This window comes from Micromonospora sp. B11E3, from assembly GCF_039871625.1.
Classification (GTDB): domain Bacteria; phylum Actinomycetota; class Actinomycetes; order Mycobacteriales; family Micromonosporaceae; genus Micromonospora.
In genome coordinates, this window is record NZ_JBDPMC010000012.1 from 74,290 (window position 1) to 96,432 (window position 22,143).

19 protein-coding genes and 1 pseudogene are annotated in these 22,143 nt (G+C 73.7%); 7 read left to right on the plus strand and 13 right to left on the minus strand.

The genetic code is table 11. The features are described from left to right. Positions 1–49 precede the first annotated feature (49 nt). On the plus strand, positions 50–2,875 hold the full coding sequence (locus ABGB16_RS09375) for an adenylate/guanylate cyclase domain-containing protein (protein ID WP_347667579.1): 2,826 nt from the start codon (positions 50–52) through the stop codon (positions 2,873–2,875). A 61-nt stretch (positions 2,876–2,936) separates the two neighbouring features. Here ABGB16_RS09375 and ABGB16_RS09380 read toward each other — a convergent pair whose 3' ends face one another. From ABGB16_RS09380 to ABGB16_RS09410, 7 genes are all read right to left on the minus strand, one after another. Next, complete coding sequence (locus ABGB16_RS09380) at positions 2,937–3,470, minus strand: phospholipase (RefSeq protein ID WP_347667580.1); 534 nt, start codon at positions 3,468–3,470, stop codon at positions 2,937–2,939. Between the two features lie 171 nt (positions 3,471–3,641). Beyond that, positions 3,642–5,303 carry a family 10 glycosylhydrolase gene (locus tag ABGB16_RS09385; protein ID WP_347667581.1) on the minus strand — a complete coding sequence of 554 codons (1,662 nt, stop codon included), beginning with the start codon at positions 5,301–5,303 and terminating at the stop codon, positions 3,642–3,644. Between the two features lie 166 nt (positions 5,304–5,469). After that, positions 5,470–6,492, minus strand: coding sequence for a glycoside hydrolase family 43 protein (locus ABGB16_RS09390; protein ID WP_347667582.1), 1,023 nt, complete (start codon positions 6,490–6,492; stop codon positions 5,470–5,472). Beyond that, complete coding sequence (locus ABGB16_RS09395) at positions 6,489–7,313, minus strand: carbohydrate ABC transporter permease (protein WP_347667583.1); 825 nt, start codon at positions 7,311–7,313, stop codon at positions 6,489–6,491. The genes ABGB16_RS09390 and ABGB16_RS09395 overlap by 4 nt, the downstream gene beginning before the upstream one ends. A gap of 10 nt (positions 7,314–7,323) precedes the next feature. Next, positions 7,324–8,286 carry a sugar ABC transporter permease gene (locus ABGB16_RS09400; protein ID WP_347667584.1) on the minus strand — a complete coding sequence of 321 codons (963 nt, stop codon included), beginning with the start codon at positions 8,284–8,286 and terminating at the stop codon, positions 7,324–7,326. Positions 8,287–8,292: 6 nt separating this feature from the next. Continuing rightward, on the minus strand, positions 8,293–9,621 hold the full coding sequence (locus tag ABGB16_RS09405; RefSeq protein WP_347667585.1) for an ABC transporter substrate-binding protein: 1,329 nt from the start codon (positions 9,619–9,621) through the stop codon (positions 8,293–8,295). Positions 9,622–9,720: 99 nt separating this feature from the next. Further along, positions 9,721–11,235: an alpha-N-arabinofuranosidase gene (locus ABGB16_RS09410; RefSeq protein WP_347667586.1), complete on the minus strand. Its 1,515-nt coding sequence runs from the start codon at positions 11,233–11,235 to the stop codon at positions 9,721–9,723. A gap of 269 nt (positions 11,236–11,504) precedes the next feature. Here ABGB16_RS09410 and ABGB16_RS09415 point away from each other — a divergent pair, with 269 nt between their 5' ends. Further along, positions 11,505–12,509, plus strand: coding sequence for a LacI family DNA-binding transcriptional regulator (locus tag ABGB16_RS09415; RefSeq protein WP_347667587.1), 1,005 nt, complete (start codon positions 11,505–11,507; stop codon positions 12,507–12,509). Positions 12,510–12,525: 16 nt separating this feature from the next. On the opposite strand, the gene ABGB16_RS09420 is transcribed toward ABGB16_RS09415, so the two are convergent. From ABGB16_RS09420 to ABGB16_RS09430, 3 genes are all read right to left on the minus strand, one after another. Next, positions 12,526–13,251, minus strand: a complete 726-nt coding sequence (locus ABGB16_RS09420; RefSeq protein WP_347667588.1) for a methyltransferase domain-containing protein — start codon at positions 13,249–13,251, stop codon at positions 12,526–12,528. A 101-nt stretch (positions 13,252–13,352) separates the two neighbouring features. Next, positions 13,353–13,670, minus strand: a complete 318-nt coding sequence (locus tag ABGB16_RS09425) for a hypothetical protein (protein WP_347667589.1) — start codon at positions 13,668–13,670, stop codon at positions 13,353–13,355. Positions 13,671–13,709: 39 nt separating this feature from the next. Next, complete coding sequence (locus ABGB16_RS09430; RefSeq protein WP_347667590.1) at positions 13,710–15,347, minus strand: ABC-F family ATP-binding cassette domain-containing protein; 1,638 nt, start codon at positions 15,345–15,347, stop codon at positions 13,710–13,712. Between the two features lie 84 nt (positions 15,348–15,431). Between ABGB16_RS09430 and ABGB16_RS09435 the strand changes: the two genes are divergently transcribed. The 3 genes from ABGB16_RS09435 to ABGB16_RS09445 all read left to right on the plus strand — a co-directional run bounded on the left by ABGB16_RS09435 (position 15,432) and on the right by ABGB16_RS09445 (position 16,981). Continuing rightward, a complete protein-coding gene (locus ABGB16_RS09435; RefSeq protein WP_347667591.1) occupies positions 15,432–16,178 on the plus strand; it encodes an ROK family protein in 747 nt (248 codons plus the stop codon). A 77-nt stretch (positions 16,179–16,255) separates the two neighbouring features. Continuing rightward, positions 16,256–16,624, plus strand: a complete 369-nt coding sequence (locus tag ABGB16_RS09440; protein ID WP_347667592.1) for a tetratricopeptide repeat protein — start codon at positions 16,256–16,258, stop codon at positions 16,622–16,624. A gap of 102 nt (positions 16,625–16,726) precedes the next feature. Next, entirely contained in the window at positions 16,727–16,981 is a 255-nt protein-coding gene (locus ABGB16_RS09445) for a Smr/MutS family protein (RefSeq protein ID WP_013736060.1), read from the plus strand. Positions 16,982–17,023: 42 nt separating this feature from the next. Here ABGB16_RS09445 and ABGB16_RS09450 read toward each other — a convergent pair. Beyond that, positions 17,024–17,331 (minus strand): annotated as a pseudogene (locus ABGB16_RS09450) (hypothetical protein). Next, entirely contained in the window at positions 17,328–17,603 is a 276-nt protein-coding gene (locus ABGB16_RS09455; protein ID WP_347667633.1) for a hypothetical protein, read from the minus strand. Before ABGB16_RS09455 ends, ABGB16_RS09450 begins: the two are co-directional and overlap by 4 nt. A gap of 391 nt (positions 17,604–17,994) precedes the next feature. Here ABGB16_RS09455 and ABGB16_RS09460 point away from each other — a divergent pair, with 391 nt between their 5' ends. Then, positions 17,995–18,228, plus strand: coding sequence for a winged helix-turn-helix domain-containing protein (locus ABGB16_RS09460; protein WP_347667593.1), 234 nt, complete (start codon positions 17,995–17,997; stop codon positions 18,226–18,228). A 44-nt stretch (positions 18,229–18,272) separates the two neighbouring features. On the opposite strand, the gene ABGB16_RS09465 is transcribed toward ABGB16_RS09460, so the two are convergent. Beyond that, entirely contained in the window at positions 18,273–20,651 is a 2,379-nt protein-coding gene (locus ABGB16_RS09465; protein ID WP_347667594.1) for a M28 family peptidase, read from the minus strand. 227 nt (positions 20,652–20,878) lie between these two features. On the opposite strand from ABGB16_RS09465, the gene ABGB16_RS09470 reads away from it, so the two are divergent. After that, entirely contained in the window at positions 20,879–22,129 is a 1,251-nt protein-coding gene (locus tag ABGB16_RS09470; protein WP_347667595.1) for a fused response regulator/phosphatase, read from the plus strand. Positions 22,130–22,143: the final 14 nt, after the last annotated feature.

Genomic DNA, 22,143 nt, shown 5'->3' on the forward strand with positions numbered 1-22,143 from the left:
GCGACCATAGTGCAGCATGTATCGAACGTCACGGGCGGAGGTTCGACGCATGTCGCCAGGTATCCACCTCCCGACGGGCTGGGTGACCTTCGTGTTCACCGACATCGAAGGCTCGACGCGCCTGGCCCAGCTGCTCGGCCCGGGGTACCGGCCGGTGCTGTGGGAACACCGCCGCCTGCTGCGCCGCACCCTGGCCGGTACGCAGGGCGCGGAGCTGCTGACCGAGGGCGACTCGTTCTTCATCGCGTTCCCGGACGCCGCCGCGGCGCTGACCGCCTGCCTGACGGCGCAGCGTGCGCTGGCCACCCACGAGTGGCCGGCTCCGGAGGCCGCGCCCCGGGTCCGGATGGGACTGCACACGGGCTGGGCCGAGCCGCGCGACGGCGAGTACGCCAGCGCGGAGGTGCACCGCGCCGCCCGGGTCGCCGCCGCGGCGCACGGCGGGCAGGTGCTCTGCTCGGGGGCCACCGCCCGGCACGCCGAGTCGCTGCCGGAGGGCGCGTCCCTGCTCGACCTCGGCCTGCACCGGCTGCGCGGCTTCGACGACCGGGAACGGCTGTTCCAGCTCGTCGCGCCCGGCCTGGAACGGCAGTTCCCGCGCCCGCGTACCGCCGACGTGGCGGCGCACAACCTGCCGACCCAGGTCACCTCGTTCGTCGGCCGGGAGGCCGAGCGGGCCGAACTGCGGCGGCTGGTGCGGGAGCACCGGCTGGTCACCGTGCTCGGCGCGGGCGGGGCCGGCAAGACCCGGCTGGCCGTCGAGCTGGCCGGCGGGCTGGTCGACGAGTACCCGGACGGGATCTGGTTCGTCGACGTCGCCGCGGTGACCGACCCGGGGCTCGTGGCGTTCGCGGTCGCCGCCGTGCTGGGGCTACGCCCGGAGCCAGGCCGGCCCATGGTGGACACCCTCGTCGAGTACGCCGCCGTACGCCGGATGCTGGTCCTGCTGGACACCTGCGACGCCCAGCCGGCCGCGTCGGCGGAGGTGATCTCCCGGCTGCTCGCCGGCGGCGGTGGCGTGCGGGTGCTGGCCACCAGCCGTGAGTCCTTCGGGCTGCCGGGGGAGGTGGTGTGGCGGATCCCGCCGCTGTCCGTGGAGCCCCGGCCGGACGGCGCGGAGAGCGACGCCGTGGCGCTGCTGCTCGACCGGACGGCGGCGGCCCGGGGCGGGCGGGCACCGGACCCGGCCGAGTCGGCCGACCTGCGGCGGGTGGTACGGCGGCTCGACGGGCTGCCGCTCGCCATCGAGTTGGCCGCCGCCCGGCTGCGGGTGCTCTCCGTCGGGCAGCTCGCGGAACGCCTCGACGACGTCCTCGGCACGCTGGACGCGGGCCGGCAGGACCCGGTCCCGCCGCCCGGGAGCGGCTGGACGGGCGACCCGCAGGATCCCGTCGGCCTGGTGAAGGCCGCGTCCGGCGATGCCGTGGACGCCTCGGTGGCGCGGCGACCGGCCAGCGAGCGGCACCTCACCTTGCAGGCCACCGTCAGTTGGTCGTACCGGACGTTGGGGGCGCGGGCGGCGCGGCTGCTGCGCTGGCTGGCGGTCTTCGCCGGGCCGGTCGACCTGCCGACCGTGGAGTGGCTGCTCGACGACGATCCGCTCGACCCGCTGTCCGTGCTGGTGGACAAGTCGATGATCCTGGCCGAGCCGCACGCCTCGGGCAGCACCTATCGGATGCTCGACCCGATCCGGGCGTACGCGGCCCGCCGGCTGGTGCAGGCGGGCGAGGAGCGGGCGGCTCGGGACCGGCACCTGGCCTGGGCGACGCACGCGCTGACGCGCGCCCGGCTGGGGCCGGACGGCCGTGCGGCGACGCTCTCGCTGTACGCCCTCGACCCGCTCGCGAAGGAGTTGCGCGCCGCCCTGCGCTGGTGCGCCACCGGCGGCAGCGCCCGCGCCGGGCTGCGCCTGGCCGGCGCGCTGGAACAGTGGTGGCGGGAGCGCGGGCTGGCCCGGGAGGGGCGACTCTGGCTGTTCCGGCTCTACGGCCGGATCGCCGAGACCGGCGAGTCCATTCCGGACGCCGAGCTGGCGGCGGCGTACCACATGCACTCGCTGCACGCCGGCGCGGACGGCGAGTTCACCGAGGAGCTGCGCTTCTCCCAGCAGGCCGAGGCGGCGGCCCGGCAGGCCGGCGACGCGGGGCTGCTGGCCCGGGTGCTGGCCGGGCGGGCCGCGCCGCTGATCGACATGGGGCAGCTCGCCGAGGCCGAGCGGGTCTGCCGTGAGGTCATCGACTGGGCGCACGAGCGGGACGTGGCGTCCGACGCGCTGTTCGCCGTACTCCGCCTCGCCGAGCTGCTGTGGCGGCGCGGCGCGCTGGCGGAGGCGGCGGAACTGCTCGGCGCGGCGCGACCGATCGAGGCGACCCGCCCGGCGGACCGGGGCCGCCGGTCGGTCGACATGCTGCTCGGCATGGTGGCGCTGGCCCGGGGCGATCTCGTCGCGGCGCACGAGCACCTGCTGGTCGCGCTGCGGTCCCGGATGACCCACGGCTTCCACCGGCGGGCCTGCGACACGCTCAACGCGGTCGCGGTGCGCTGCGCCGACGGGGGAGACCCGTGCACCGCCGCCCGGCTGTTCGGCGCGGCCGAGGCGACCCGGGCGAGCCTGCGCTCGATGCCGGGCATCTACGGCCCCTACTGGGCGGAGCAGCAGGCGGAGCTGCGCGGCACGCTGGGCGACGCGGCCTTCGACATCGCGTACGGCGAGGGCAGCGAGCTGGGCCTGGAGGAGGCGGCGGCGCTGGCGCTGGGCGTGGAGCACCCCGACCTGGGCGCGGACTCGGCGCGGTTCGGCGCGGCCGGCGCTCCCGTCCCCCGCCGGCGCGCGGAGTCGGGGCGACGGGCGGCCGGCCGTACGGAGCGGGCCTGAGCCGGGCGACCCTACCGCGTCGAAGGGGCTCCGCCGGACGGCAGAGCCCCTTTCGTTCCGGTCAGGCGACGGCGCGGCGCTCGGCGTCGGGCAGGAGCCGGGCGGCGCGGTCGATGTCGGCCTGCTTCACCGCGGCGACCGAGCCGAAGACGCTGACCGCCTGGTAGTAGGTCCAGGCCAGGCTGTAGCAGGCCGGCCGGACCAGCGAGCTGTACGTGGCGCAGACCCGCTTCAGGTCCTCGTAGAAGGCGCTGTCCAGCCGGGACTTGTTCGCCGAGAACTGGCCCATCGCCTTGTAGTTGCGGTAGCCGAAGTCGTGCCGGTAGCAGGAGAGATTGAAGTTGAACCCGAGCGGGTTGTCCGGGCTGGACGAGCAGTAGTCGGTGGACCAGTCGAAGGCGTAGTCGCTCCAGGCGGCCTTGTTGAGCCGGGCGTTGTTCCAGGCGTTGTAGCTGGTGGCGCTCGTCTGGGTCCAGCTGGACAGCACGCTGAGCTTCTGTGTCGTGGTGACGGCGGCGGCGGGGGAGGCGACCCCCAGCACGGCGGCCAGCGCGAGCGCGCCGGAGGCGAGGAGGGTGGAGAGTCGTCTGCGCATGGGGGTACCTCCGTTGGGGGACGGGGGGTGCCGGCGGCTCGCCGGGTCAGAGCAGTGTCGATCATCGAACAGACATCGATGAGTGTCGTAGGCCAACGTTTGGTGGCATGTGTCGAAACAGACGAAAGCCCCGGGACGACGCGGCGTCCCGGGGCCCTCTCGCCGTGGGCGTCAGTGCACGAAGCGCGGCGGGCTCGCCTGGCTCTCGTTGTACAGCCGGTCCAGCGCGGTCACGTGGTAGGTGTACCGCAGGCCCGCCTCGGCGGTGGTGTCCACCCAGGACTGCACGGCGCCGGGGGTGGCCCGGACCGTGGCGACCAGGTGGGACGCGTCGGCCAGGTCACACGCGCCGGCCGGGCTGTTCCCGTCGAACCGGTAGATCGCGTACGAGGTGGCCGTGCCGAGCGGTCCGGCCCCGTCGGCGGGGTGGCGCCAGTTCAGCCGTACGCCGTCGTCCTGCCGCTCGACGTCCGTGACGACCGGCGCCAGCAGCGGCTCGACCGGCAGGTGCGGCATCGCCGGCACCAGGGCCGGGCGGGAGTAGTGCTCGGCGGCGTAGATGTCGGTGGCCCCGAGCCGGTTCGCCCGCACCTGGACGGCCGAGAAGTGCACGTTGCCGAGCACCTCCGGGTACGCCCGGTTGAGCGTCAGGTGGTCCGACAGCTCGCGCGGGTTCATCCAGAACGACCCGTAGACCGGCTCACCGCTCTTGTAGTCGGCCTGGCCGATGTAGAGCTGCACGCGGGTGCCGCGCACCTGCTCGGCCCACCACGGCACCAGGCGGGCGTAGTCGGCCGCCGGGTACTGCCCGATGTACCAGTACAGCTGGGGAACGACGTAGTCGATCCACTCTTCCTTGATCCACGTACGGGTGTCGGCCGAGATGATGTCGTACGACTGGCTTCCGGTGGTGTCCGAGCCCAGCGGGTGGGCCGACTTGTTGCGCCAGATGCCGAACGGGCTGACGCCGAACTTCACCCACGGCTTGACCGCCTTGATCTTGGCGTTCATCTCCTGGATCAGCAGGTTGATGTTGTCCCGCCGCCAGTCGGCCTTGTTGGTGAAGCCCCGGTTGTACGCCGCGAAGGTCGCGTCGTCCGGCACCTGGTGCGTGCCGCTCGGGTACGGGTAGAAGTAGTCGTCGAAGTGCACCCCGTCGATGTCGTACCGCTCGACGGCGTCCATCATCGCGGTCTGGACGAACTCGCGGACCTCGGGGATGCCGGGGTTGTAGTAGAGCCGGCTGCCGGCGACGCCGGCCGGCGGGTAAGCGAAGGTCCAGTCCGGGTGCTGCCGGACCGGGTGGTTGGGCGCGAGCTTCGAGATGTCCGCGCCGGCGCCGCCCGGGGCCGGCATGGAGACCCGGTACGGGTTCATCCAGGCGTGGAACTCCAGGTTCCGCTTGTGCGCCTCCTCGACGACGAACGCCAGCGGGTCCCAGCCCGGGTCCTGCCCGCGCACGCCGGTCAGGTACTCCGACCACGGCTCGACCTGCGAGGGCCAGAACGCGTCGGCGGTGGGGCGGACCTGGACCACGACGGCGTTGTGGTTGAGCCGCTGCGCCAGGTCGAGCCAGGCCAGGTACTCCGCCTTCTGCTTGGCGATCTGGTCGGGCGCGGTCTGCGACGCCTTGGTGGGCCAGTCGATGTTCGTCACGGACGCGATCCACAGGGCCCGGAACTGCCGCTTTGGCGTGGCCGGATCGGTCGTGCAGGTGGTGGCGGTCGTGGTCGCGTCGGTCTCCGCCGCGCTGGCGGCGGTGGGGGAGGCGGCGACGAGCGCGCCGAGGAGGGCTACGGCCAGCCCGGCGGCTCTGAGCCGAGTTGCCTTCATCCGGTGCGTCCCTTCGTTGGGGCTCGGCGTGGCAGGGGGAGAGACGACGGACACCGGGGCATATCCGGCAAGATTCGCCGCAGGCTGTCTGTCGCTGGTAGGAAATTTTCACACCGGGCGGGGGTGGCGCAAGTGTTCTCGCAAGATCCGCCCCTCCCGCCACCCCCTACGGGCGCGGCTGGGGGGTGCCCGTCGGGCCGTGGACGACGGGCCGGCCGTCGACCCAGGTGACCTCGTCCAGCCAGACCTGGCGCCCCGGGTCGGTCGTGCCCTCCTGCCCGGGCGGCCAGGCGTGGTACAGCAGCCACGTCCGGCCGTCCTTGACGACCATCGAGGCGTGCCCGGGGCCGGACGCGACCGCGTTGCTGCGCAGGATCGGGTTCTCGGCGGCCTTGACGCACGGCCCGGTGGGCGACTCGCAGACCGCGTACCCCTCGGCGTACACCTTCCGGTTGTACGCGTTCGCGGCGAAGAAGAGGTACAGCCGGCCGTCCCGGCGGTGGAAGAACGGGCCCTCGACCAGCCTGCCCTCCCACGGCTCGGTCTGCCGCAGCAGCGGCGTCGGCTTGCCGACCAGCCGCAGCCCGTCGGCGGACAGGCGCTGCACCCAGATCCAGGTGTCCATCCTGACGGCGTTGCCGTCGTTCTTCCACAGCAGCCAGAGGCTGCCGTCGTCGTCCCGGTACGGGCTGGCGTCGATCGACCCGCCCAGCTCCGCCTGGCACACGAGCGGGGTCGCCGAGTCGTCCCGGTACGGCCCCTCCGGCGCGCTCGCCACCGCCCGCCCGACGCACTGCCGGCCGGCCTTCCGCCCGGCCGCGGTGTAGTACAGCACGAAGCGGCCCGGGGCGAGCTGGATCGCCTCCGGGGCCCACGTCTTTCCCCCGTTTGCCCAGCCCGGCAGCTCCGGCAGCGCGTCCCCGGCCTCGGCCCAGTCGACCAGGTCGGGGGAGGTGAGCACGGGCACGTTGCGCCCGCCGCCGTTGGTGTGGAACAGGTACCAGGTCTGTCCGACCCGGATCGCCTGCGGGTCGGGGGCGTTGGTGCGTACCACGGGGTTGGTGAACATGCGCGCGTCACTCCGGGGGGTCGAAGGGGTCGGGCCGGCGCAGCCGGCGGCCAGCAGCGCGGCGGCGAGCGGTACGGCGGCGCGGGCGGCCGCAGCGCGCCGCCACGAGCGGGCCGTCATCCCTTCAGCCCGCTGCGCGAGACGCCCTGGATGATGTGCCGCTGGGCGAGAACGAACAGCAGCAGCACCGGCACGCTGGCCAGCACCGCGCCCGCCATCACCACCGGGTAGTCCGTGTTGTACGCGCGCTGGAGCAGGCCCAGCCCCGGCGGCAGGGTCAGCTGCTCCGGGCTGAACAGCACGTAGATCGGCCAGAGGAAGTCGTTCCAGTTGGTGAGGAACGACAGCACCGCGAGCGTGGCCAGCGCCGGCTTCGACAGCGGGAGCAGCACCCGGGTGAAGACCTGCCAGTGGTTGGCGCCGTCGAGGACGGCCGCCTCCTCCAGTTCGGCCGGGATGGACAGGAAGAACTGGCGCAGGAAGAACACCCCGAACGCGCTCGCCGCGCTCGGCACGACGACCGCGGCGAGGGTGTCGAGCCAGCCCAGCCGCTCCACGATCACGAAGTTCGGGATGATCAGCGAGGTGGGCGGGATGAACAGGGTGCCCACGATCAGGGCGAAGCCCACCCCGCGCCCGCGGAAGCGCAGCCGGGCCAGGGCGTACGCGGCCGCCGAGGCGGTGGCCAGCACCAGCAGCGCGTGCAGCGTGGCGGCCAGCATGCTGTTGAGGAACCAGCGCAGCACCGGGCTCTCGGCGTTGTTCAGGATCCGGTCGTAGCCGTACCCGGAGAACGGGTTCGGCAGCCAGTCCGGCGGGATCCGCTGCGCGCCGCCGTACGTCTTCAGCGATGTCAGGATCATCCAGACCAGCGGCACCACGAACACCAGGGCCAGGAGCACCAGGGCCGTGTAGCGGCCGGCGCGGCGGAGTGTCGTCATGGTCGGCCCCTCAGTCTGCCCGGTAGCGCAGGAGGCGGAAGTTCACGACGCTGACCACGGCCAGCGCCAGCGCGAACACGATGCTCATCGCGGCGGCCTGACCGGCGTCGTTGTACCGCAGCCCCTCGTCCACGATCCGCCACACCACCGTGCGGGTCTGCTCGCCGGGCGCGCCCAGGGTGATCAGGAACGACTGGCCGAAGACGTTCGCCGAGGCGAGGATCGTGGTGGTCAGCACGAACAGCAGCACCGGGCGCAGCCCGGGCAGCGTGACGTGGCGGAACCGGTCCCAGGCGGTCGCGCCGTCGATGCGCGCCGCCTCGTACAGCTCCGGCGGGATGTCCTGGAGGCCGGCCAGGTAGATCACGGCGTTGAAGCCGGAGGTCCACCAGACGGTCACCCCCACCAGCGAGACCCACGCCCACGGCACGTCGGTCACCCACGGGGTGTCCCCCGGCAGCCCGACCGCCCCGAGCAGCCGGTTGACCAGGCCCAGGTTGGCGTCGAGCAGGAACCGCCAGAGCAGGCCGATCACCGCCACGCCGAGCACGTACGGGGCGAAGTAGACGGTCCGGAAGAACGTCCGGCCGGGGAACTCGCGGTTCAGCAGCAGGGCCAGGCCCAGCGGTACGACCAGCAGCAGCGGCACCGACAGGACCGTGAAGATCGCGGTGGCCCGCACGCTGGACCACCAGTCCCCGTAGACCGCCGAGTCGTTGGAGAACAGGTCCCGGTAGTTCTCCAGCCCGACGAAGGGCCGGTTGGGCAGTTGCAGGTCCCACTGGTGCACGCTGAGCCAGACCCCGAACAGGATCGGGGCCAGCCCGAACAGTCCGAACAGGACCAGGTACGGCGCGAGGAAGAGGTACGGGGTGGCGGCGTGCCCGCGCCGGCTCGCCGCCCGGCGTTTCCGCCCGGCCGCCGGGGGCGGCCCGTCACCGCGCGCCGCCCCGACCTCGATCACGTCCGCCACCGGGGATCAGCTCCCGTACTTCTTGCGGTTGTCCTCGAGCTGCTTGTTCGCCTTGGCCACCCCGTCGTCGAGCGCCTGCTTCGGCGATTTCTTGCCCAGCGCCGCCTCGTTGAAGGACGTGTAGAAGGTGGTCATCACCTCGCCCAGGCCCGGCGCGGCCGGCGGGAACGCCGCATACTCCAGCTCGGGGGCGAGCGCGTTGACCTCGGTGAGCGCCTTGAACTCGGCGCTGTCGCGCACCGCCTTGCGGGCGGGCACCTGCCCGCCGGCCGCCCAGTCCAGCGAGTGCTGGCTGAGCCAGTTGATGAACACCTTGGCGCCGGCGACCTTGTTGCCGTCGCCGCCGCGCTGCTTGACGATGGTGAAGTTGTGCGAGTTCGCCCAGGCGGCCGGCTGGCTGCCGATCTGCGGCAGCGGGGCGACACCCCACTGCACGTCCGGGCTCTTCTTCAGGTCGTTGACCTGCCAGATGCCGTTCCAGTTGAAGGCGTTCTTCCCGCTCTTGAAGGCCAGGTAGTCGGCGTCCTGCCCGACGTTGGCCGGCGAGTGCCCCTGCTTGATCATGTCGACCAGCCAGGTGCACGCCTCGACCGCCTGGTCGGAGTTGAAGGTGGCCTTCGCGACCTCGGCGTCGAAGAGGGTGCCGCCCCACTGGTGCAGCAGCGAGTAGAAGGTCATGCCGCCGGTGAACTGGAACGGGCTGACCCAGAAGCCCTGCACCCCGGACTTCTTCAGCTCGGTCAGCGCGGCGGTGTACTCGTCGCGCGTCGTCGGCGGCTTGGCCGGGTCCAGGCCCGCCTTCTGCATGACCGCCTTGTTGTAGTAGAAGCCGAGCGGGTGCATGTCCAGCGGGATGCCGTACCGCTTGTCGTGGTAGAGGCCGCCCTTCCACACCGTGGGGGCGAAGTCGGCCTCGCTGAGCTCCAGCGCCTTCGCCACGTCGTCCAGCTCGGCAATGATGCCGCGGGCGGCGAACGTGGCCAGCTGGTCCATGTGCATGACGGCGATGTCCGGGCCGTTGCCGCTGGAGACGGCCCCGGGCAGCTTGCTGTAGTAGTCGTCCCACCGGTAGGTGGTGACGGCCACGGCGATGTTCTGGTGCTCGCTGTTGAACTGCTCGACCAGCTTCTTGAAGATGTCGCCGTCGCCGCCCGTGAAACCGTTCCACAGCTTCAGGTCGACCTTGGGGCCCGTGTAGTCCTTGCCGCCGTTGCCCGCGGCGGCGCCCTTGTCGTCGCTGCCGCCGCCGCACCCGGCGAGGGTCAACGTGGCCGCGGCTCCGAGCCCGACGCCGAGGCCGAGCAGTCGGCGCCGGCTCATTTCGCTGTGCATCATGCTGGATCACTCCTTGGGGACGGGATGAGTGTGCCTGTTCGAGAGCCGGTGCGCTGGCCGCCGCCGGCGTCGAGACCGTGCGCCGCTACGCCCCGGCGGTTATGCCGGTGCGGGCGCGAAGCGCAGCAGGTTCCAGGAGACGGCCGGCAGGCGCACGGAGCACCGGCCGCCGTCGGAGGTGGGGGCGGGCAGCTCCCGGGGCGTCACCCGGTCGGGCTCGGCCTCGGTGTTCGTCGCCGTCGGGTCGTCGCCGGCGGCGAGGGTGGTGTGGGCGACGGCGGACAGGCCCGGCAGGCCGCGCAGGTCCAGGTCCACCGGGAGGTCGGCCGAGCCCCGGTTGACCGCGAAGACGGCCAGCTCCCCGCTCTCCCCGTCGTGCACGGCCACCGTGTCCAGCACCGGCACGTCGCCGTACCGCTTCGTCTCGTACGTCGGCGAGACCGGCTCGGTGCGCAGCACCGTGCCGCGGGCGTACCGGGCGGTGAGGGCGAACGGGTGGAAGATGCTCTGCCGCCAGGCGGGGCCGCCGGTGCGGGTGCGGATCGGGGCGATGACGTTGGCCAGCTGCGCCTGGCAGGCGACTCCGACCCGGTCGGCGTGCCGGAGCAGCGTGATCAGCAGGTCGCCGACGACCACCGCGTCGACGGCGGTGAAGTCGTCCTCGATCAGGGCGGGCGCCTCGACCCAGCCGCGCCGGTCCAGGTCGGCCTGGAGGCGGGACTGGTACCAGACGTTCCACTCGTCGAAGGAGATCTTCAGCCTGCGGCGGTGCCGCTGCTTCGCGGCGACGTGGTCGGCCGTGGCCACCACCTCGGTGATGAAGTTGTCCATGTCCACTGCCGAGGCCAGGATGCTGGCCCGGTCGCCGTCGGACGGGTCGTAGTAGGTGTGCGCGGAGATGTAGTCCACGTGCTCGTAGGTGTGCTCCAGCACCGTCGCCTCCCAGGAGGCGAACGTCGGCATCCCGCGGTTGGAACTGCCGCAGGCGACCAGGCTGATCGAGGGGTCGACCAGCTTCATCGCCCGGGCCGTCTCGGCGGCGAGCCGCCCGTACTCGTCGGCGGTCTTGTGGCCGACCTGCCACGGGCCGTCCAACTCGTTGCCGAGGCACCACAGCCGCACCCCGTACGGCTGCTCGGCGCCGTGCTTGCGGCGCAGGTCCGACAGCCGGGTCCCGCCGGGGTGGTTGGCGTACTCCAGCAGGTCGCACGCCTCCTGCACGCCCCGGGTGCCGAGGTTGACCGCCATCATCGGCTCGACGCCGGCCGCGGCGGCCCACGTCATGAACTCGTCCAGCCCGAACGCGTTGCTCTCGATCGTCTTCCAGGCCAGGTCGAGCCGGCGCGGCCGATCGCCGACCGGGCCGACGCCGTCCTCCCAGCGGTAGCCGGAGACGAAGTTCCCGCCGGGGTAGCGCACCACGGTCACGCCCAGTTCCCGGGCCAGCCCCAGCACGTCGCCGCGCAGGCCGAGCGGGTCGGCGGTGGGGTGGCCTGGCTCGTAGACCCCGCCGTACACGCAGCGGCCCATGTGTTCGACGAAGGAGCCGAAGAGCCGGCGGTCGGCCGGCCCGATCGCGAAGGCCGGGTCGATGGTGAGCTGCGCGGTCCGCAAGGGGTGCCACCTTTCTCGTCGCGTCGGCCGGGCGGCGGCGCGCGCCGCCCAGGGATGGGGCCGCCGACCGGGGTACGCCGGCCGGCCCGGGTCGTCGGCGGAGGTCGGGCCGGGCCGGCGCCCGGTGGTGCTGCTGTCGGTGCGGTGCTCCGAGTGATCGCCGTCACTCCGCGCCCCTGGTTTCTACAACGTTGTAACCAACGTTGTAAAGGGGCTGTGCCAGCGTCCTGGCACGGTAAAGTGCCGGCAGGCCAGCGGGGAGGGCGGAAGTGCGACACAGGCTGAAGGACGTGGCGGAGCGTGCCGGCGTCTCGGTGAAGACCGTCTCCAACGTGGTCAACGGCTACCAGCACGTACGGCCGGACACCCGGGCCCGGGTGGAGCGGGCGATCGCCGAGCTCAACTACCGGCCCAACCTGTCCGCCCGCAATCTGCGCAAGGGGCGCACCGGGGTCATCGCGCTGGCCGTGCCCGAGCTGGACATCCCGTACTTCGCCGAGCTGGCCCGGCACGTCGTCACCGCCGCCGCCGAGCTGGGCTGGACGGTGCTCATCGACCAGACCGGCGGCGGGCGCGAACAGGAACACAAGGCCGCCTCCGGCATCGGCGACCACCTCATCGACGGTCTGATCCTCAACCCGCTGGCGCTCACCGCCGAGGACCTGGCCGACCTGGACGGCACCCCGCTGGTGCTGCTCGGCGAGCGCGTCGACCACGGCCCGGCCGACCATGTGGTGATCGACAACGTGGCCGCGGCCCGGGAGGTCACCGCCCACCTGGTTGCTCTCGGCCGCCGCCGGATCGCCGCGATCGGCGCGCAGCGCAACCCCGAGGGCGCCAGCGCCCGGCTCCGGCTGGCCGGCTACGCCGCCGCCCTCGACGACGCCGGCATCGGGTACGACGAGCGCCTCGTCGCGCCCGCACGGGGCTGGCACCGCGCGGACGGTGCCGCCGCCATGCGCGACCTGCTCGCTACCGGGGTACGCCCCGACGCCGTCTTCTGCTTCAACGACACGCTCGCCCTCGGTGCCCTGCGCGCGCTGCACGAGGCGGGACTGCGCGTCCCCGCCGACGTCGCCGTGGCCGGCTTCGACGACATCGAGGACGGCCGCTTCTCGATCCCCACCCTGACCACCATCGCCCCCGACAAGGAGCGGATCGCGCGGCTCGCGGTCGAGCTGCTCGCCAACCGCCTCGACGGCGACCGCCAGGCCCCCCCGAGGGAACTCTCGGCCCCCTACCGCCTGACCCCCCGCGAGAGCACCACCCCCTGACCCCCGGCCTCCCCCGTCAGGCGAAGAAGCGGGACAGGTGGGACGGCGGGGGCGGGGTGGCGTCGGGCGGGAGCGGGGTCAGGTCCGCGAAGATGCTGGCGCCGTCGCAGCCGACGTGCAGCGGGTACCAGCGCGGGGCGCCCGGCGGCCGCTGGAGGCAGATCCCCTTGAACGTCTGGACGTCCAGCAGCCGGACGTGGGTCGGGTCCGCGACCGCGTTCACGTGCCCCCACCAGGGGCTCATCACGTGCAGCACGCCGCCCGGCCGGAGCACCCGGTGGCACTCGTCCACCAGCGGCAGGAAGTCGATCAGGTGCTCCAGGATGTGCACCGCGAACAGCACGTCCACCGAGTCGTCGGCCAGCGGCAGCGAGCCGGACAGGTCGGCCACGGCGTCCACGCCGGGGGCGGGGAGGATGTCCAGCCCCAGGTTGCCCGGGTACTGCTTGGTGCCCCCGCAGCCCAGGTCCACCACGACCGGGTCCCGGCCGGCCACCCGGACCCGGCTCCAGACGCCGAACACCCCGGCGAGCCGGCCGACCCGATCCCGCACCAGCCGTAACTGCCCGGCGTCGGTGACCTCGCCGGTCAGGTGGGCGACCCCCCGGTCGAAGCGCACCTGGACCGCCAGGTCGCGCAGCCGGTCGTCGTGCGACGCCTGGTCCGCCCACGCCTCGGCGAGGAAGTCGTCGACCGCCCGCAGCCGCTCGGCCGAGGGCGGCGTCTGGGCCAGCACGACCATGGGCCACCTCCGGTGCGCCCGTTACCCGCTCCCGCGCGCGGTATGCTCCCCGCCGCCCGTCGCCGTCGGACGCGCGGCCGGCCGCCGCTTGACGGAACGCGTCAGCGGGGGAGGCGCCGGGCCGCCCGGCCGGCGCCCCGGATCCGCTGCCGGGGCGGCGCGACCGCCGTCTTCGGCCGCTTGAGGTGGTACCGGTGCAGCTCGCTGTTGCCCGGCAGGGACGGATCCTCGCTCATCGCGACCAGCTCCCAGCCCTGGTCGCCGGCCCGGTTCAGGTGGGCCAGCGCCGTGTCGCCGTACGGCGTGACGTCGACCATCGAGCCGTCCGGGCCGTACCAGATGAAGACGATCTCCCAGCCGATGTCCGTGCTGGCCGCCTGGCGGCGGCGGACCAACAGCGCGTACTCCCACTTGAGCATGGAGTCATTGTCACCCCGCCGGCGCCCGTCGGCACGGCGTCACTCCTCGGCGACCCGCCCGGCCTCCACCCGTAGCCGGCGGGTCGTCTCGACCGCGGCCAGCATCCGCCGGTCGTGGGTGACCAGCAGCAGCGTCCCGGGGTACCCGGCCAGCGCCGACTCCAGCTGCTCGATGGCCGGCAGGTCGAGGTGGTTGGTCGGCTCGTCCAGCACCAGCAGGTTCACCCCGCGCCCCTGCAGCAGCGCCAGCGCCGCCCGGGTCCGCTCGCCCGGCGACAGCGACGCGGCCGGCCGCACCACATGATCCGCCCGCAGGCCGAACTTGGCCAGCAGCGTCCGCGCGTCCGCCGGCGACATCTCCGGTACGGCCAGCCGGAACGCGTCCAGCAGCGGCTGCCCGCCGAGGAACAGTCCCCGGGCCTGGTCCACCTCGCCGACCACCACGCCGGGGCCGAGCGCGGCGTGCCCGGCGTCCAGCGGCAGCCGACCCAGCAGGGCGGCGAGCAGGGTCGTCTTGCCGGAGCCGTTCGCCCCGGTGATCGCCACCCGGTCGGCCCAGTCGATCTGGAGGTTCACCGGGCCGAGGGTGAAGCCGCCCCGGGCTACCACGGCGTCGCGGAGCGAGGCCACGACGGCGCCGGCGCGGGGCGCGGCGGCGATCTCCATCCGCAGCTCCCACTCCTTGCGCGGCTCCTCGACCACCTCCAGCCGCTCGATCAGCCGTTCCGTCTGCCGGGCCTTCGCCGCCTGCTTCTCCGAGGTCTCGCCGCGGAAGTGCTTGACGTGCTTGTCCGGGTCGCTGGCCTTGCGCCGGGCGTTGCGCACGCCCTTCTCCATCCAGGCGCGCTGCGTGCGGGCGCGCGCCTCCAGGCCGGCGCGGGTCTCGGCGTACTCCTCGTACTCGGCGCGGGCCTGGCGGCGGGCCACCTCCCGCTCCTCCAGGTACGCCGCGTAGCCGCCGCCGTAGTGGCGCACCTGCTGCTGGTGCAGGTCCAGCTCCAGCACCCGGGTCACCGTGCGGGTCAGGAACTCCCGGTCGTGGCTGACCAGCACCGTGCCGGCCCGCAGCCCCGTGACGAAGCGCTCCAGCCGGTCCAGCCCGGCCAGGTCCAGGTCGTTGGTCGGCTCGTCGAGCAGGAAGACGTCGTACCGGCTCAGCAGCAACGAGGCCAGCCCGGCCCGGGCCGCCTGGCCGCCGGAGAGGCCGGTCATCGGGTGGTCGAGGTCGACGCCGAGCCCCAGCTCGTCGGCCACCTGCTCGGCGCGCTCGTCCAGGTCCGCCCCGCCGAGGTCGAGCCAGCGCTCCAGCGCCTCGGCGTACGCGTCGTCGGCGCCGGCCGCCCCGGCGGTGAGCGCCTCCGTCGCCGCGTCCAACGCCGCCTGGGCCGCCGCCACGCCCGTACGCCGGGCCAGGAAGCCCCGTACCGTCTCGCCCGGCCGGCGCTCCGGCTCCTGCGGCAGGTGCCCGACCGTCGCGGTGGGCGGGCTCAGCGTGACACCGCCGGCCTCGACGGGCAGCAGCCCCGCGAGGGTACGCAGCAGCGTCGACTTGCCGGCCCCGTTCACCCCGACCAGCCCGATCACGTCGCCTGGGGCGACCACCAGATCGAGCCCGGAGAACAGCAGCCGGTCGCCGTGCCCGGCGGCGAGATCCTTGACAACCAACGTGGCGCTCATCGAGGGCCGAGCCTATCCGCCGCGTCCACCGGATTTCGGCGACCGGTAGCGTGCGTCACTCCGCCGCGAGGCACACTCACGGGCGTGATGACCACACTCGCGATCGACTGCGGCGGCGGCGGGATCAAGGCGTCCGTGCTCGACGAGGCGGGGACGATGCGGGCGCAACCGTTGCGGGTGCCCACCCCGTACCCCCTGCCGCCGACGCTGTTCGTCAAGACGCTGCTGGATCTCGCCGGGCGGCTGCCCCCGGCGGACCGGGTGACCGTCGGGATGCCCGGCATGGTCCGGCACGGCGTGGTCGTGGCCACCCCGCACTACGTGACCCGGTCCGGCCCGCGCAGCAGGGTCGACCCCGACCTGCTCGCCGAGTGGTCCGGGTACGACGCGCGCACGGCCGTCGCGGAGGCGTTCGGGCTGCCCGCGCTGGTGCTCAACGACGCCGAGGTGCACGGCGCCGGGGTGGTCGCCGGCACCGGGCTGGAGCTCGTGCTCACCCTCGGCACGGGCCTGGGCAGCGCCCTGTTCGACGGCGGGGTGCTCGCCCCGCACCTGGAGCTGTCGCACGCGCCGGTGCGCTGGGGCACCACCTACGACACGTACGTGGGGGAGGTGGAACGCCGCCGCCTCGGGGACGGGTTCTGGTCCCGCCGGGTCCGGCAGGTGGTGGAGGGGCTGCGCCCGGTGTTCCGCTGGGACCGGCTCTACCTGGGCGGGGGCAACTCCCGGCTGATCCGCCCCGACCAGCTGGCCCGGATGGGCGACGACGTGGTGGTGGTGCCCAACAGCGCCGGCATAGTGGGCGGCGTGCGCGCCTGGGAACTGCGGTAGGCGAAGGAACACTCGCGATCCGCGCGGTGTTGTGTCAGCGTCGGATCAGTGCCGGCGCGAGACGAGGAGGCGGCTCCATGGATCTTCTGGCGGAGTACCGACGGGCGACCATGTACTTCGAGATGGGCGACCCGTCCGGGGCGGCCCGGCTGCTGGAGCCGATCATCGAGGCCGAGCCCTCCAACTCCTCCGTACGGCAGCTGCTGGCCCGGGCGTACTTCCAGTCCGCCCAGCTCAACCGCGCCGAGGAGCAGCTGCGGGAGCTGGTGGCCCGCGACCCCAGCGACCACTACGCGCACCACGTGCTCGGCCGTACGCTGGAGCGCCTGAACCGCCCGGCGGACGCGCTGCGGCACCTGCGCATCGCGGCGGCGATGCACTCGACGAACGCCGACTACGCCGAGGCGCTGCGCCGGGTGGAGAGCCGGGTCGGCAACGGCCATTGAGACGGAGCTGGGCCGGCCCGCGCGGTGGCGCGGGTCGGCCAGCCCGGCGGCGGACCGCCTAGCATGGGCTGCCATGGGAGCTGCGCAGGTGGTGGAGGCGGGATGAAGCTCAAGCTGGACCTGCACGACATCTTCAACAAGGGCCACGACATCGACCGCGCGCTGCGCGGGATCATGGACGAGGCGGTGGCGAAGAAGGCCACCCTCGTCGAGATCATCCCCGGCAAGGGCTCCGGGCAGCTCAAGAAGCGGGTGCTGCGGTTCCTCGACCAGAAGGACGTCAAGCAGCTCTACCACCGGGTCGAGAAGGACTCGAAGAACTTCGGCCGCCTCTTCGTCCACTTCCGCTGGAAGTAGGATTAGCGGCGGCCCGACCCTCGCTGGCGGGGGCCAGCAACTTCAGGGAAAATGTCGCCATCTTGCGCGTTCAGGGGACAGTTTCCCTGAAGTTGTGCGGATCTTGGGCAGTCGTGAGCAGGGCGCGGTGTGGTCGACCGGCAGGGCGCACCGGCCGCCGCCGGGTAGGAGCCGGTCGCAGAAGACCCAGTGGCGTACGTGCTGTTCGTCCTCGGCCGACACGGTCACCCCGCCCGGCTCGACGCGGGCGCTGAGCCGGGCGAGCACCCGGGCGGCGGTACGGGCGAAGATCCGTGCCCGGAGCAGGTCGGTGCGGTGATCGGCAGGTGGATCACCCAGCGGCCGGTCATCGGTAGCGGCGGTTCGCCGCCTGGGCGCTTTGCCACGTGCGCAGGGCGTTCTTGATCCGTACGTTCTCCTCCTGCACCGCGACCAGCTCCCGCTGCGCGACGGCCAGTTCGTCGGCCACCTCGTGCAGGAACGATCGGATCTCGACGGGGTCGAGGCCGCGCCGGCGCTCGTTGAAGTGCCGGTAGCGGACCTGAGACGGCCGCAGGGGCCGCCGCACCTGCGGTGGCCTGGCGTGCTGTGTCGGACGTGGTGTCTCGCGTCGGCCCGTCAGCCGACGGAACAGGTCGCGCACGGGTGATCGCCCTTTGTCGGATCGCGTCGGTAGTGGTGGAGGGGGCAGTCTCCGCCGCCTGCCGGCCGGCGGAGACCGCCCCGCCCTGCCACCGCAGCCTTGTTCGGCGAGTACGGCAGCAGGGCCGCTCTGGTTGCTGGACTGATCGGTCAGGTGCTGGCACGGCTGACGAGGGACGCCAGCCGTGCCAGCGGGTGGTGGATGCCCAACCGGGAAGCCGGCTGCCTACCAGGCGATCCGATGCCGGGCACCTGCCGAAAACCTACAATTCAAAGCATGCAAAGTGCAAGAACCAAGCATGCTAAGCAGGCGAAGTCTTGGCCGACAGAGCGTTGGCGTGGGAGGATCTTGGGGCCTACCAGGAGTTGCCATGCCCCGAATCTCAGACCGTCAGCGCATCGCCCAGGACATTCGTGACAAGGTCGCGTCGGGCGAGTACGGCCCGGGCGCGAAGCTGCCCTCGATACGTGAGATGTCTGCCCACTACGGCGTCTCTGCCGAACCGGTCCGATCCGCTCTGCTGATCCTGCAGGCGGAAGGGTTGGTCGAAGGTCATCAGGGCAAGGGCGTGTATGTCGTCGGGGAGCCGACCAGCACTGACTAGCCGGCGTCCGCGGTCGAGGGGGTAGCAGGGCGAGCGCGTAAGCCTCACAGCGGGTACGTGCGCGCCACCGCCAACATCTCCGAGCTGTGCGAGCCGACCACCCCCACGCGCGCCGGGCGGGGACGGAAGCCCGGCACCGCGTCCAGGCCGTCGCTGGCGTCCGTCACCCGCAGCATAGGTCGGCTCCCGGCCCGCAGCACCAGCGTGACGTCGATCCCCTCCGGCGGCGGGGCGTGGAACACCACCCCGAACCCCCACGGGCGATTTTCGGCGGCCGGGCCGCCCGCCACCTGCCGCCCGTTCACCGTCGCCGACTCGACTGCGGTCGCCCCGTCGACGTGCAGCGACGCGAGCCGGACCGGCCGCTGCGGGGTGACCCGCACCCGCAGGGTCCGCCGCTCCCCGGACGGGGTGTCCGAGAGGATCTCCAACCGGGGCGCGGGCAGGTTCGCCGCCTGGGCCGGCCCCACCCGCACCTTCGCCTCGCCGAGTAAGGGGAAGTCCGGTACCTCGGCGAAGCCGTCGACGTACTGCGCGGTCCACGGCTGGGGGTCGGCCTCCTCGCTGAGCCAGCGGGCCTGCCCGGTGCCGGCGTCGAGGGCGTACATCAGGTGGGTGGGCACGGGGTGGGCGGCGTCGAACCGGTCGACCGACAGCCCGACCCCGGCGAACACCGCCGCCGCGAGCCCGGCGGCGACGGCCGGCAGCGCGCCGGCCCGGCGGGCGCGCAGGGCGACCAGCCCGCGCTGCCCGCCCGCCTCGGGGTGCAGCAGGTCCACCACCGGCAGCGCGGCCAGCCCGAGCAGCGCCGCGAACAGGGCGGCCACCCCGCCCATCGCCATGCCGAGCGCGGGGAACAGCAGCACCACGGTCGGCAGCAGGACGACCACGGCGACCGCGCCGGCCAGGGTCGCCGCGACCACCGGGCCGGGGCCGTCGAGCCGCAGGCCGAGCGCGGCCAGCCCGGCCAGCGCCCCGGCCAGGGCCGGCAGGGTGGTCAGGTACGCCCCGCCGGGCACCAGCACCGCGAGCACCACCCCGAGTACGGCCAGCCAGCCCAGCCCGCCGATCGCCAGGGCGGCCGGGCCGACCCGGCGGCGGGTCAGCGCGTACCAGGTGAGCAGGACGGCGGCGGCGAGCGCCACCACGGCGAGCCGGTACCACGTCGGCCGGTACGGGTCGAGCAGCTCGGCGTAGCCGGGCCGGACGGCGGTGATCCCCGCCCAGAGCAGCGGCGCGGCCAGCGGCGCGGCGACGATCGGCACCAGGGCCAGCCCGAACCCGGCGGCGAGCCGCCCGTACGTCGTCCGGCCCCGTCGTCGGGCCAGCCAGCCGAGCGCCGCCACGGCGGCCAGCGCGAGCAGCGCCAGCGGCAGGACCAGCCACCCCGGGTAGCGGGCCAGGCCGCCGGGGACGGGGAAGTACGTGGCGTCGTGCCCCGAGCGCAGCGCCGTCAGGTCGGCGCGGCCGAACTCGCGGGCCAGGCCCAGCGCGTTGTCACCGTGCTGTTGCAGGCTCGCCCGGTCCATGGCCGCCGGGGTGTCCAGCGGCGTGTGGTAGATCGCGCCCCCGTCGATGTACGCCGAGTTCAGCCCGGCGAAGCCCCGGTCCAGGAACGCGGTGAAGTCGGTGTCGTTGGGCAGCGCGCGGTAGATCTCCACGGCGAACGACGTGCCCACCGGGTGCGGGGCGGCCCGGCCGAAGACGTCCACCAGCCCGGCGTTGTCCCGGGACGTCTCGAACATGATCACCGGCCCGGTGGAGCCGCGCGCCTCCAGGTTGAGCACCACCCCGCCGTCGGCGGCCAGCGGGTGCGCCGAGGCGAACGCCGACGCCCCGCACAGGCACGCCTCCTCGGCGTCGGTCAGCACGAACACGATGTCGTTGCGGGGCCGGGGGCCGGCCGCCAGCGCCCGGGCCACCTCCAGGACCGTGGACGTGCCGGCGGCGTCGTCGTTGCCGCCCGGCCCGGACTGCACCGAGTCGTAGTGGGCGACCAGGAACACCCGGCCGGTCGGGTCGGTGCCGGGGAGCCGGGCGACCACGTTGCGGACCCGGGCCAGGGTCGCGCCGGCGGCGGCCCCGCTGAGCTGGCCGGCCTCCTCGGCGACGGTGTCCTGCACCGTGGTCTCCAGCCCCAGTCCGCGCAGCACGCCCTCGACGTGGGCGCGGGTTTGGTCGTTCGCCGGGCTGCCCGCCGGGTGCGGCCGGGTGGCCAGCGCCCGCACGTTCTCGTACGCCCGGCCGGCGCTGAACTCGCCCGCGGGCGCGTCGGTCGGGCGCGGGTCGGGGGTGGCCAGGTCGTACGAGACGGTGGCGGCGACCGCGAGCAGGGCGGCGAGCGCGGCGACGGCGGCCAGTGGCCGGCGGCGGGGCCGGGCCAGCGCCCGGTCGGCGGCGCGGGTGGGAAGCGGTGCGCCCACGGGGACTCCTCGGGGGGTGGGGCCGGGGGTGGGCACCATCCTGCACCGCCGCGGCCGGAAGCGGGACACCCCTGAACGCTGTAGTTTTTGTTGGTTGCCAGGCGGTGAGCCGGGCGTGCCGCCCGCGCCGGAACCGTCGGTTTGTGTGCGACCGTTGTCTGATACAGGATCAGCAGGGCACTTGGAAGGAGCCCGACATCACCAGCGAATTCCCGCGCCTCGCTGCGGTGACCAGGCCGAACCGGGGGACCGGTCCGGCCGGCCCCGCCATCGTGCCGCAGGCTCACCCGGCCGGTGGCTTCGAGCCGCATGCCGTGCTGCCGCCCGGCGAGCGGCTGCGGGTGCTGCTGGTCGAGGACGACGAGGGCGACGCGTTCCTGGTCGGCGAGCTGCTCGCCGAGACAAACTCGACGATCGACCTGCTGGTCGCGGCCAGCCTGCGGGAGGCGCGGCAGCGGGTGGCGGGCGTGGACTGCGTCCTGCTCGACCTGGGCCTGCCCGACGCCCAGGGGCTGGACGGGCTGCGCCGGGTGCTGGACATGGCCGGCGGCGCCGCGGTCTGCGTGTTGACGGGCCGCTCCGACGAGCACCTGGGCATCGCCGCGGTCGCCGAGGGCGCGCAGGACTACCTGGTCAAGGGCCAGGTGGACGGCGTGCTGCTGGCCCGGGCGCTGCGGTACGCGGTGGAGCGCAAGCGGGCCGACGAGAACGCCCGGCGGCTGCGCGAGGTGGAGCTGCGCCAGGCCGAGTCGGCCCGCCTGGAGCGGGGCCTGCTGCCCCAGCCGCTGATGTCGACCGACGAGATCGCCGTGCACACGCTCTACCGTCCCGGCCGGCACGCCGCGCTGATCGGCGGGGACTTCTTCGATGTGGTGCAGACCCGGCCGGACCGGGTCGACCTGATCGTCGGGGACGTCTGCGGCCACGGGGCGGACGAGGCGGCGCTCGGCGTCGAGCTGCGGGTCGCCTGGCGCGCGCTGGTGCTGGCCGGGGTGCCCGACGACGAGGTGCTGCCCGCCCTGGAGCAGGTGCTGATGAGCGAGCGGCGGCTGCAGGAGATCTTCGCCACGGTGGCGACCGCCCGGCTCGACCTGACCCGCAACGCCATGACCGTGCGGCTCGCCGGGCATCCGCCGCCCCTGCTGCTCAGCGGGGACAGGGTCGCCCCGGTGCCGGCGCCGGCCGGCCTGCTGCTCGGCGTCCGGCCGCGCCGGCCCGTGGCCTTCGACCTGGAGCTCGACACCGATGACTGGTCCCTGCTGATGTACACCGACGGCCTGATCGAGGGCCGGGTGGGCGACGGCGACGAGCGGCTCGACGTGCCCGGCCTGACCGCGCTGCTGCACGACCCGGCCACCGCCGCCGTGCCGCTGGCCCAGCTGCCCGGCTGGCTGGTCGGGCGGGCGGAGCAGGCCAACGGCGGCCCGCTGGCCGACGACGTGGCCATGCTCCTGGTCACGCGGGGCGGTGGCCGGTGACGGTCCAGTCGGGG

What these genes read in the sequence shown, in the direction of transcription:
- ABGB16_RS09380 (WP_347667580.1), bottom strand. Translation starts at nt 3,470, where the DNA reads ATGCGCAGACGACTCTCCACCCTCCTCGCCTCCGGCGCGCTCGCGCTG.
- ABGB16_RS09420 (WP_347667588.1), bottom strand. Translation starts at nt 13,251, where the DNA reads ATGGTCGTGCTGGCCCAGACGCCGCCCTCGGCCGAGCGGCTGCGGGCG.
- ABGB16_RS09390 (WP_347667582.1), bottom strand. Translation starts at nt 6,492, where the DNA reads ATGACGGCCCGCTCGTGGCGGCGCGCTGCGGCCGCCCGCGCCGCCGTA.
- ABGB16_RS09375 (WP_347667579.1), top strand. Translation starts at nt 50, where the DNA reads ATGTCGCCAGGTATCCACCTCCCGACGGGCTGGGTGACCTTCGTGTTC.
- ABGB16_RS09430 (WP_347667590.1), bottom strand. Translation starts at nt 15,347, where the DNA reads ATGAGCGCCACGTTGGTTGTCAAGGATCTCGCCGCCGGGCACGGCGAC.
- ABGB16_RS09395 (WP_347667583.1), bottom strand. Translation starts at nt 7,313, where the DNA reads ATGACGACACTCCGCCGCGCCGGCCGCTACACGGCCCTGGTGCTCCTG.
- ABGB16_RS09440 (WP_347667592.1), top strand. Translation starts at nt 16,256, where the DNA reads ATGGATCTTCTGGCGGAGTACCGACGGGCGACCATGTACTTCGAGATG.
- ABGB16_RS09425 (WP_347667589.1), bottom strand. Translation starts at nt 13,670, where the DNA reads ATGCTCAAGTGGGAGTACGCGCTGTTGGTCCGCCGCCGCCAGGCGGCC.
- ABGB16_RS09385 (WP_347667581.1), bottom strand. Translation starts at nt 5,303, where the DNA reads ATGAAGGCAACTCGGCTCAGAGCCGCCGGGCTGGCCGTAGCCCTCCTC.
- ABGB16_RS09405 (WP_347667585.1), bottom strand. Translation starts at nt 9,621, where the DNA reads ATGATGCACAGCGAAATGAGCCGGCGCCGACTGCTCGGCCTCGGCGTC.
- ABGB16_RS09460 (WP_347667593.1), top strand. Translation starts at nt 17,995, where the DNA reads ATGCCCCGAATCTCAGACCGTCAGCGCATCGCCCAGGACATTCGTGAC.
- ABGB16_RS09445 (WP_013736060.1), top strand. Translation starts at nt 16,727, where the DNA reads ATGAAGCTCAAGCTGGACCTGCACGACATCTTCAACAAGGGCCACGAC.